This window comes from Thauera aminoaromatica S2 (assembly GCF_000310185.1).
In the GTDB taxonomy this organism is placed as follows: Bacteria; Pseudomonadota; Gammaproteobacteria; order Burkholderiales; family Rhodocyclaceae; genus Thauera; species Thauera aminoaromatica.
In genome coordinates, this window is the sequence record NZ_AMXD01000152.1 from 1 (window position 1) to 8463 (window position 8463).

Here is an 8463-nt window from a genome sequence, read left to right on the forward strand (position 1 = left end):
GCCACGCGCGCCGCGCTGCCGGCCACGCGCGCGCTCGCCGCCGGCACGCTGCCCGTCGCCGCGGCCGACGTGCGCCGCGAGGTGCACACCCACCTCAAGCAGGCGAGCTACGACTTCGGCAAGCACCAGTTCAACACGGTGGTGTCGGCGGCGATGAAGATCCTCAACGCGCTCGAGAAGGCGCACAAGGATCTGGCCGGCACCGAGCCGGCGGCGCACGCCGAGGTCGCCGAAGAAGGCTTCTCCATCCTGCTGCGCCTCCTGTCGCCGATCACCCCGCACATCTGCCACGCGCTGTGGCAGGACTGCGGCTTCGGCACCGACATCCTGGCGGCGCAGTGGCCCGAGGTCAGCGAGGACGCGCTGAAGCGGGACGAGATCGAGCTGATGCTGCAGGTCAACGGCAAGCTGCGCGGCAGCCTCGAGGTCGCGGCCGACGCGGCGAAGGCCGACATCGAGGCGCTCGCCCTCGCTTCGGAAGCGGCGCAGAAGTTCATGGAGGGCAAGCCGGCGAAGAAGGTGGTCGTCGTGCCCGGCCGCCTGGTCAACATCGTCGTTTGAGGAAGCGCGGCATGACTGCTCCTGGTCCCGTCATGGCCACCGCGCGGCGGCGCCTGCTCGGTGGCGCCCTCGGTGCCGCGGCGCTGCTGCTGTCGGGCTGTGGCTTTCGCCTGCGCGGCCCGCAGGCGCTCGACTTTGCGACCGTGCACATCAGCGTGCCGGAGCAGAGCGAATTCGGCGCCCAGCTGCGTCGCCTCGTAGCCACCACCGGCACCACCCGGGTCGAGGAGGACGCAGCCAAGGCCGAAGCCCTCCTGCAGATCCTCTCCAACGACCGCGGCCGCGAGATCCTCAGCCTCACCGGTGCGGGCAAGGTGCGCGAGTACCAGCTCGTCCAGTCCTTGCGCTTCCAGCTCCTCGACCGCGCGGGCAAGGCGCTGATCCCGCCCACCAGCCTGACGGCGCGGCGCGAGTACACCTTCGACGACAGTCAGGTGCTCGGCAAGGAACAGGAAGAGGCCTTGCTCTACCGCGACATGCAGAACGACCTGGTGCAGCAGCTCATGCGCCGCCTCGCCGCCGCCCGCCGCAGCGGCTGAACCCGTTCCGCCGCCCCGCGTGAACCTGCGCCCCGACCAGCTCGCCGCCCAGCTCGAGCGCCCGCTCGCGCCGCTCTGGCTGCTGCACGGCAACGAGCCGCTGCTGGTGCTCGAGGCTGCCGACGCAATCCGCGCCGCAGCCCGTCGCCAGGGCTACGAGGAGCGCGAGACCCTGGTCGTCGGCCACGGCTTCAAGTGGGACGCGCTCGCCCTCGCCGCGGGCAACCTGTCGCTCTTCGGCGGCGCCAAGCTGATCGACCTGCGCATCCCGACGGGCAAGCCCGGCCGCGACGGCGGCGATGCGCTGCAGCGCTACATCGCCCACCTGCCTTCCCAGACCCTGACCCTGGTCACCCTGCCCGAAGTCGATTGGGCGACGCGCAAGACCGCCTGGTTCAAGGGCCTGGCCGACGCCGCGACGACGCTGGAACTCCACGCCCCCGAACGCGAACGTCTGCCCGAGTGGGTCGCGCGCCGGCTCGCCGCGCAGAAGCAGTCCGCCCCGCCCGAGGCGCTCGCCTTCATTGCCGATCACGTCGAAGGCAACCTGCTCGCCGCCCACCAGGAGATCCTCAAGCTCGGCCTGCTGCACGGCGAGGGCGCGCTCACGCTCGAGCAGGTGCAGGACGCGGTGCTCGACGTCGCCCGCTACGACATCGACAAGCTGCGCCTGGCGGTCGTCGAGGGCGACCCGGCGCGCTGCGCCCGCCTGCTCGAAGGCCTCGAGGGTGAGGGCGCCGCCCCCCCGCTGGTGCTGTGGGCGCTCGCGCACGAGACACGCAGCCTCGCCACCCTGAGCGCGGGCCGCGACGCCGGCCAGCCCCTGGCCGCCCTGTTCAAGGCCGAGCGCATCTTCGATCCGCGCCGCCAGCAGGCCATGACCCGTGCCCTCGGTCGCCTCGGCCAGGGCCATCTGCGCGCCGCGCTGATGCACGCGGCGCGCATCGACCGCATGATCAAGGGCCTCGCCAGCGGCGACCTGTGGGACGAGTTCCTCCAGCTCGCGCTGCGCCTGGCGCGCCGCGGCTGAACCGCGGCCGACCCGCGCCAGGCTTCATCCGCATCCGGTTCGATGATTTAATGCGGATTTGCCCCGCGGCGTCCGTGGATGCCGCGACCGACGCCGAAGAAGAGCCCCCATGGACATCCAGCACTACATGCAGACCCTGGGCCGCCAGGCCCGCGCCGCCTCGCGCGTGCTCGCCGCCGCCTCCACCGCGGCCAAGAACGCCGCCCTGATCGCGATGGCCGCCGAGATCCGCGCCCGCCGCGCCGAACTGCTCGCCGCCAATGCCCAAGACCTCGACGAGGCGCGTGCCGCCGGCCTGGAGCCGGCGCTGATCGACCGCCTGACGCTGGACGAGAAAGGCATCGAGTCCATGGCCGCCGGCCTCGAGCAGGTCGCCGCGCTGCCCGACCCGGTGGGCGAGATGAGCGACATCAAGCGCCGCCCCTCCGGCATCGCGCTCGGCAAGATGCGCGTGCCGCTGGGCGTGATCGGCATCATCTACGAGGCCCGCCCCAACGTCACCGCCGACGCCGCGGCGCTGTGCCTCAAATCCGGCAATGCCGCGATCCTGCGCGGCGGCAAGGAGGCGATCCACGCCAACCGCGCGATCGCCGCCTGCGTGCGCGCCGGCCTGCTGGCGGCCGGTCTGCCCGAACACGCGGTGCAGGTGGTCGAGATCACCGACCGCGAGGCCGTCGGTGCGCTGATCACCATGCCCGAGTTCGTCGACGTGATCGTGCCGCGCGGGGGCAAGGGCCTGATCGAGCGCATCTCCAGGGACGCGCGCGTGCCGGTGATCAAGCACCTCGACGGCAACTGCCATGTTTATATCGACGATGAGGCCGACCCTGCCAAGGTCGTACCCATCGTCGAGAACTCCAAGACCCAGCGCTATGGCACCTGCAACACCGCCGAATCGCTGCTGGTGGCGCGCGACGTCGCCGACATCTACCTGCCCGAGATCGCCCGCACGCTCGCCGCCAAGGGCGTGGAGATGCGCTGCTGCGCCGAGTCGCTCGCCCTCCTGCGCGAGGCCGGCATCGCCGGGGCGAAGCTGGTGGAGGCGACCGCGGCCGACTGGCGCGAGGAATACCTCGCCCCGATCATCGCGGTGAAGATCGTCGCCGGCCTCGACGAGGCGATCGAGCACATCAACACCTGCAGTTCGGGCCACACCGAAGCGATCGTCACCGAGAACTATTCCCACGCCATGCGCTTCCTGCGCGAGGTAGATTCATCCTCGGTGATGGTGAATGCCTCCACCCGCTTCGCCGACGGCTTCGAGTACGGCCTCGGCGCGGAGATCGGCATCTCCACCGACAAGATCCACGCCCGCGGCCCGGTCGGCCTGGAGGGCCTTACCAGCCAGAAATGGATCGTGTTCGGCAACGGCGAAGTCCGCCGCTGACACTGCCAAATGGAACCACCCCGACAAGGAACCCCATGAGCATCCGCATCCTCCGCAGCCTGATCGTCGCCGCCCTGCTCTCGGCCAGCCTCGCCCAGGCCGCCGTCAAGGTCGGCAACGTCGAGTTCGCCCCGCAGCAGACCGTGCAGCAGCGCACGCTCGAGCTCAACGGCGCCGGCCTGCGCACCCGGCTCGGCTTCAAGGTCTATGCGATGGGCCTGTACCTGCGCGCCCCGCTCGCCGAGGCCGGCGCGATCCTGGCCGACAAAGGCGAGAAGCGCATCCGCATCGTGCCGATCCGCGACCTCGAGGCGAAGCAGTTCGGCGATGCCCTGCAGACCGGGCTCGAGAAGAACCACGACGACGCCGCGCTGGCCGCGCTCAAGCCCGCCACCGACGCGCTGCTGGGCGCGCTCGCCGCGGTCGGCGAGGTCAAGGCCGGCACCGAGATCGTGCTCGATCGCCTCGGCAACGGCGCCACCCGGCTGCTGGTCGATACGAAGCAGCAGGGCGAGGACATCGCCGACGCCGCCTTCTATCCCGCGCTGCTGCGCATCTGGCTGGGCGAGCGCCCGGCCGACAGCGAGCTGCGCGAGGCGCTGCTCAAGAATCCGCAGTGAGGCAGGAACTCGCCATGACGGCGGGCCGTGCTCCCGCGTCCGTATTCGACGCCGTGATCGCGCTGCCCTTCGGCCCCTTCGGCATCCGCGCGCACGACGGGCAGGTGCAGGAGCTCGTCTTCCTGCCTCCGGGCACGCCCTTGCACGAACCGCGCAACGCCAGCGCCGGCGCCGCGGCGCACGCGCTGCGCGCCTGGATCGACGACCCCGACCAGCCCTTCCCGGTGCCGCTCGCACCCTGCGGCACGCCCTTCCGTCGTCGCGTATGGACGGCCATCGCGGCAATCCCGCGCGGACGTACCGCAACCTACGGCGAGCTCGCCGCCAGCCTGGACAGCGCGCCGCGCGCGGTCGGCCAGGCCTGCGGCGCCAACCCCTTTCCCCTGATCGTGCCCTGCCACCGCGTGACCTCGGCCGCCGGGCTCGGTGGCTTCGCCAACGCCCGCGAAGGCTGGCTCCTCGACGTCAAGCGCTGGCTGCTCGCTTTCGAAGGGGCGCTGTGAGCGGACGCGCGCCGGCACGCGAAGCCGGCCTGCAGCCCGCGCACCGCGCCGAGCTCGACCGCTTCGCCGATGCGCTCTGGCTCGAGCACGGGCTGGCCAGGAACACCCTCGCCGGCTACCGCAGCGACCTCGCCCGCTTCGCCGCCTGGCTGGAGACGCGTGCGCAACGCCTGCCCGCCGCCGCCGGCGCGGACCTCGCCGCCTACCTCGCCGAATTCAGCCGCGCCGCGAAGCCGGCGAGCCAACGCCGGCTGATCGCCGCGTGGCGGCGCTATTACCGCCTGCTCCTCGCCAACCGCGAGATCGCCGAGGACCCCACGCTGGCGATCGACACCCCGCGCGCGGCCGAACGCTTTCCCAAGACCCTGAGCGAGCCCCAGGTCGAGGCCCTGCTCGCCGCTCCCGCGCTCGACACCCCGCAAGGCCTGCGCGACCGCTGCATGCTGGAGGTGCTCTACGCCGCCGGCCTGCGGGTCTCCGAGCTGGTCGGCCTGAAGATCTTCGCGGTGGGGGTGAATGAGGGCGTGGTGCGGGTCATGGGCAAGGGCAGCAAGGAGCGCCTGGTGCCGCTCGGCGAGATCGCCGCCGACTGGCTGCAGCGCTACCTGGCCGAGGCACGCCCGGTCCTGCTCGCCGGCCGCAGCTGCGACGAGATCTTCGTGACCCGCCTGGGGGCGGCGATGTCGCGCCAGATGTTCTGGCGCCTGATCAAGCACTACGCCCTCGCCGCCGGCATCGCGCCCGAGCGCATCTCGCCCCACACCCTGCGCCACGCCTTCGCCACCCACCTGCTCAACCACGGCGCCGACCTGCGCGTGGTGCAGCTGCTGCTCGGCCACGCCGACATCTCGACCACGCAGATCTACACCCACGTCGCGCGCGAGCGCCTCAAGCAGCTGCACGCGCGCCACCATCCGCGCGCATGAGCGCGCCGGCCGCGGCCGGGGCGACGCGTCCATACGCCCCGGCATGGCGGATGGCACTACAATGTGGAGACCGCGCCGCCCGCTCGCGGCGGCGCGCCCGACAGGCCGTCCGATCATGAGCAGAAACGAAGCCCACGCCCCCGAGACCCCCGCCACCCGCTTCCTGCGCCAGCACGGCGTCGCCTTCTCCAGCCACCTCTACGAATACGAGGAGCACGGCGGCACCACGGTGTCTTCGCGCGAACTCAACGTGCCCGAGCACGCGGTGGTCAAGACCCTGATCATGGAGGACGAGAACGCGCAGCCGATGGTGGTGCTGATGCATGGCGACCACAAGGTGTCCACCAAGGAGCTCGCGCGCCAGATCCCGTGCAAGCACGTCGAGACCTGCAAGCCGGAGACTGCGAACCGCCACAGCGGCTATCTGGTGGGCGGCACCTCGCCCTTCGGCACGCGCAAGAAGATGCCGGTGTACATGGAGCGCACCGTGCTCGATCTGCCGCTGGTCTACATCAACGGCGGGCGGCGCGGCTTCCTGGTCGGGATCCACCCGCACGACCTGCTGCGCGTGCTCCAGCCCAGGCTGGTGCAGGTGGCGAACTGAAGCGAGCGCACGCGGGCGCTCAGGCGGCCGGCGGTACGACCACACCCGCCTTGCTGCGCTGGATATAGACGCCGACGCGGCGCACATCCTTCATCACCCCGATCTTGCCCACCTTGAGCTTGACCCAGGGCGCGCCGAACTCCTCGAACAGCAGCTTGACGACGAACTCGCCCAGACTCTCGATGAGGTTGAAGTGGCGCTCGCCGAGCTCGCGGCGAATGCGCTCGGTCACCACCGCATAGTCGATGGTGTCGGCGATGTCGTCGTGCTCTGCGGCGGCGTCGGGAACGCCGAAGGTGAGGTTCAGCTCGACCGTCTGCGGGCCGGTCTTCTCGCGCGCGTAGATGCCGACCCAGGCCTTGACCCGCAGTTCCTCGATGAAGATGAAATCCATGCTGCTTCCCGTTTAGAATCGTCCGGATTCTAACGCGCCCCCGCGCGCGCGCCCGGAAAAGCTGTCGCACACCATCGGTGCCGGCTTGTGACAGGCGAGGCGTGCCGGATGCCCCCTCCCCCCTTCCGTCCCTTTCGAGCTGCCCGCCGGCGGGCAGTGGAGCCAAGATGTCCACCCTGCTTCTGATCGTCGCCGCCTACCTGCTCGGCTCCATTCCCTTCGCGATCGTCACCAGCCGCCTGTTCGGCCTGGAAGATCCGCGCAAGTACGGCTCGGGCAACCCCGGCGCGACCAACGTGCTGCGCAGCGGCAACAAGGCCGCGGCCGTGCTCACCCTGCTCGGCGACGCGCTCAAGGGCTGGCTGGCGGTGTGGGCGGCGCTGCGCCTCGGCTTCGAGCCGGACATCGCCGCGCTCGCCGGGCTGGCCGCCTTCCTCGGCCACGTGTTCTCGCTCTTCCTGCGCTTCAACGGCGGCAAGGGCGTGGCCACCGCGCTCGGCGTACTCGCCGGGGTCGACGCACGCATCGCGATCTTCTGCGCGGTGATCTGGCTTATGGTGGCCTACACCACGCGCTACTCCTCGGCCGCGGCGCTGTCGGCGGCGCTCGCCGCGCCCCTCGCGGGCCTGCTCTTCCTCGGCGCCAAGCCGGCGGTCGGCCTGCTCGCGGTGATGACGGCGGTGCTGTTCTGGCGCCACAAGGAGAACATCGCCCGCCTGCGCGCCGGCACCGAGGGCAAGATCGGCGGCAAGAAGAAGGACGGGCCGGCGGCGTAAGGCCTCCGGGCGCGCGGAGGTCCATGCAGGAGCGCCCGCAGGCGCGAATGCGGGGGAGGAGCGGCGGCTCTGATGCCGGGCGCCGGGTTCGCGGCTTGCGCCGCTCCTACAAAGGGAAGCCGCAACGTTTCCTGTGGGAGCGCCGCCAGGCGCGAATACGGCGGTGGAGCGGCGGCGGCTCTGATGCCGGGCGCCGGGTTCGCGGCTTGCGCCGCTCCTACAGGATGGCGGGCGCCTGCACCGGCGGGCGCAGTTCGACCATGGGCCAGCGCGGGCGGATGCGGACGGCGCAGACTTCCGGCACGGACTCGCCGGCCGCCAGGCGCAAGGCGCCGGCGAAGGCGATCATGGCGCCGTTGTCGGTGCACAGCGCCGGCTCGGGGTAATGCACGCGCCCGCCGCGGCGCGCGAGCGCGGCGTCCAGGGTGGCGCGCAGGCAGCGGTTGGCACCCACCCCGCCGGCCACTACGAGGGTCTTCAGCCCCACCTTCTTCAGCGCCGCGAGCGCCTTCGCGCACAGCACATCGACCACGGCCTGCTGAAACTCGGCAGCGAGGTCGGCCATGCGCGCCGGGTCCCAGTCGGGCGCCGACACCACGTTGAGCACCGCGGTCTTGAGACCGCTGAAGCTGAAGTCGAGGTCCCCCGAGTGCAGCATCGGCCGCGGCAGGCGGAAGCGGCCGGGCACGCCGGATTCGGCCAGCCCGGCGAGCTGCGGCCCGCCGGGATAGCCCAGGCCGAGCAGCTTGGCGGTCTTGTCGAAGGCCTCGCCGGCGGCGTCGTCCACCGACTCGCCGAGCAGCGCGTAGTCGCCCACCCCGCGCACCCGCATCAGCTGGGTGTGGCCGCCCGAAACCAGCAAGGCCACGAAGGGGAAGGCCGGAGGATCGGCCGACAGCAGCGGCGACAGCAGGTGGCCCTCGAGGTGATGCACCGGCAGCGCCGGGATCCCGCGCGCCATCGCGAACGACTCCGCCACGCTCGCCCCCACCAGCAGCGCGCCCGCGAGCCCGGGACCGCTGGTGTAGGCCACGGCGTCGATGTCCGCGGCGGCGAGGCCGGCCGCGGCCAGGGTCTGGCGCAGCAGCAGCGGCAGGGGGGGGGGGGGGGGGGGGGGGGGGGG

Annotated in this window: 11 protein-coding genes; 9 read left to right on the forward strand and 2 right to left on the reverse strand. The window is 71.7% G+C overall.

Going from position 1 to position 8463, the window contains the following annotated elements; all coding sequences use genetic code 11:
- The 8 genes from C665_RS16745 to ybaK form a co-directional block, all read left to right on the forward strand.
- A partial coding sequence (locus tag C665_RS16745; protein WP_004323456.1) for a class I tRNA ligase family protein occupies positions 1–561 on the forward strand: 561 nt, incomplete at its 5' end.
- An 11-nt stretch (positions 562–572) separates the two neighbouring features.
- Entirely contained in the window at positions 573–1100 is a 528-nt protein-coding gene (locus tag C665_RS16750) for an LPS-assembly lipoprotein LptE (RefSeq protein WP_012584912.1), read from the forward strand.
- A gap of 19 nt (positions 1101–1119) precedes the next feature.
- Positions 1120–2130: a DNA polymerase III subunit delta gene (gene holA / locus C665_RS16755; RefSeq protein ID WP_004323460.1), complete on the forward strand. Its 1011-nt coding sequence runs from the start codon at positions 1120–1122 to the stop codon at positions 2128–2130.
- A 109-nt stretch (positions 2131–2239) separates the two neighbouring features.
- Positions 2240–3517 carry a glutamate-5-semialdehyde dehydrogenase gene (locus C665_RS16760; RefSeq protein ID WP_004323462.1) on the forward strand — a complete coding sequence of 426 codons (1278 nt, stop codon included), beginning with the start codon at positions 2240–2242 and terminating at the stop codon, positions 3515–3517.
- A gap of 35 nt (positions 3518–3552) precedes the next feature.
- Positions 3553–4137 (forward strand): chalcone isomerase family protein, encoded by a 585-nt coding sequence (locus tag C665_RS16765; protein ID WP_004323464.1) that lies wholly within the window; start codon positions 3553–3555, stop codon positions 4135–4137.
- A 14-nt stretch (positions 4138–4151) separates the two neighbouring features.
- Positions 4152–4640 carry a methylated-DNA--[protein]-cysteine S-methyltransferase gene (locus tag C665_RS16770; RefSeq protein WP_004323466.1) on the forward strand — a complete coding sequence of 163 codons (489 nt, stop codon included), beginning with the start codon at positions 4152–4154 and terminating at the stop codon, positions 4638–4640.
- Complete coding sequence (gene xerD / locus C665_RS16775) at positions 4637–5566, forward strand: site-specific tyrosine recombinase XerD (protein WP_004323467.1); 930 nt, start codon at positions 4637–4639, stop codon at positions 5564–5566. Before C665_RS16770 ends, xerD begins: the two co-directional genes overlap by 4 nt.
- 115 nt (positions 5567–5681) lie before the next feature.
- Positions 5682–6170 (forward strand): Cys-tRNA(Pro) deacylase, encoded by a 489-nt coding sequence (gene ybaK, locus C665_RS16780; protein ID WP_004323469.1) that lies wholly within the window; start codon positions 5682–5684, stop codon positions 6168–6170.
- Positions 6171–6189: 19 nt separating this feature from the next.
- Here ybaK and C665_RS16785 read toward each other — a convergent pair whose 3' ends face one another.
- A complete protein-coding gene (locus tag C665_RS16785) occupies positions 6190–6564 on the reverse strand; it encodes a dihydroneopterin aldolase (protein WP_004323471.1) in 375 nt (124 codons plus the stop codon).
- 167 nt (positions 6565–6731) lie between these two features.
- On the opposite strand from C665_RS16785, the gene plsY reads away from it, so the two are divergent.
- The gene (gene plsY / locus C665_RS16790; RefSeq protein ID WP_004323472.1) at positions 6732–7340 is read left to right on the forward strand and encodes a glycerol-3-phosphate 1-O-acyltransferase PlsY; all 609 of its coding nucleotides are present in this window, start codon (positions 6732–6734) and stop codon (positions 7338–7340) included.
- A gap of 217 nt (positions 7341–7557) precedes the next feature.
- Here the strand turns inward: plsY and tsaD are convergent.
- Positions 7558–8463, reverse strand: a 906-nt coding sequence (gene tsaD / locus C665_RS16795; protein WP_004323473.1) for a tRNA (adenosine(37)-N6)-threonylcarbamoyltransferase complex transferase subunit TsaD, incomplete at its 5' end; no start/stop codon positions are given.

Bases quoted from the DNA above. Each gene is read 5' to 3' on its own strand.
- C665_RS16750 (WP_012584912.1), top strand. From the start codon at position 573: ATGACTGCTCCTGGTCCCGTCATGGCCACCGCGCGGCGGCGCCTGCTC.
- C665_RS16760 (WP_004323462.1), top strand. From the start codon at position 2,240: ATGGACATCCAGCACTACATGCAGACCCTGGGCCGCCAGGCCCGCGCC.
- C665_RS16765 (WP_004323464.1), top strand. From the start codon at position 3,553: ATGAGCATCCGCATCCTCCGCAGCCTGATCGTCGCCGCCCTGCTCTCG.
- C665_RS16770 (WP_004323466.1), top strand. From the start codon at position 4,152: ATGACGGCGGGCCGTGCTCCCGCGTCCGTATTCGACGCCGTGATCGCG.
- ybaK (WP_004323469.1), top strand. From the start codon at position 5,682: ATGAGCAGAAACGAAGCCCACGCCCCCGAGACCCCCGCCACCCGCTTC.
- C665_RS16785 (WP_004323471.1), bottom strand. From the start codon at position 6,564: ATGGATTTCATCTTCATCGAGGAACTGCGGGTCAAGGCCTGGGTCGGC.
- plsY (WP_004323472.1), top strand. From the start codon at position 6,732: ATGTCCACCCTGCTTCTGATCGTCGCCGCCTACCTGCTCGGCTCCATT.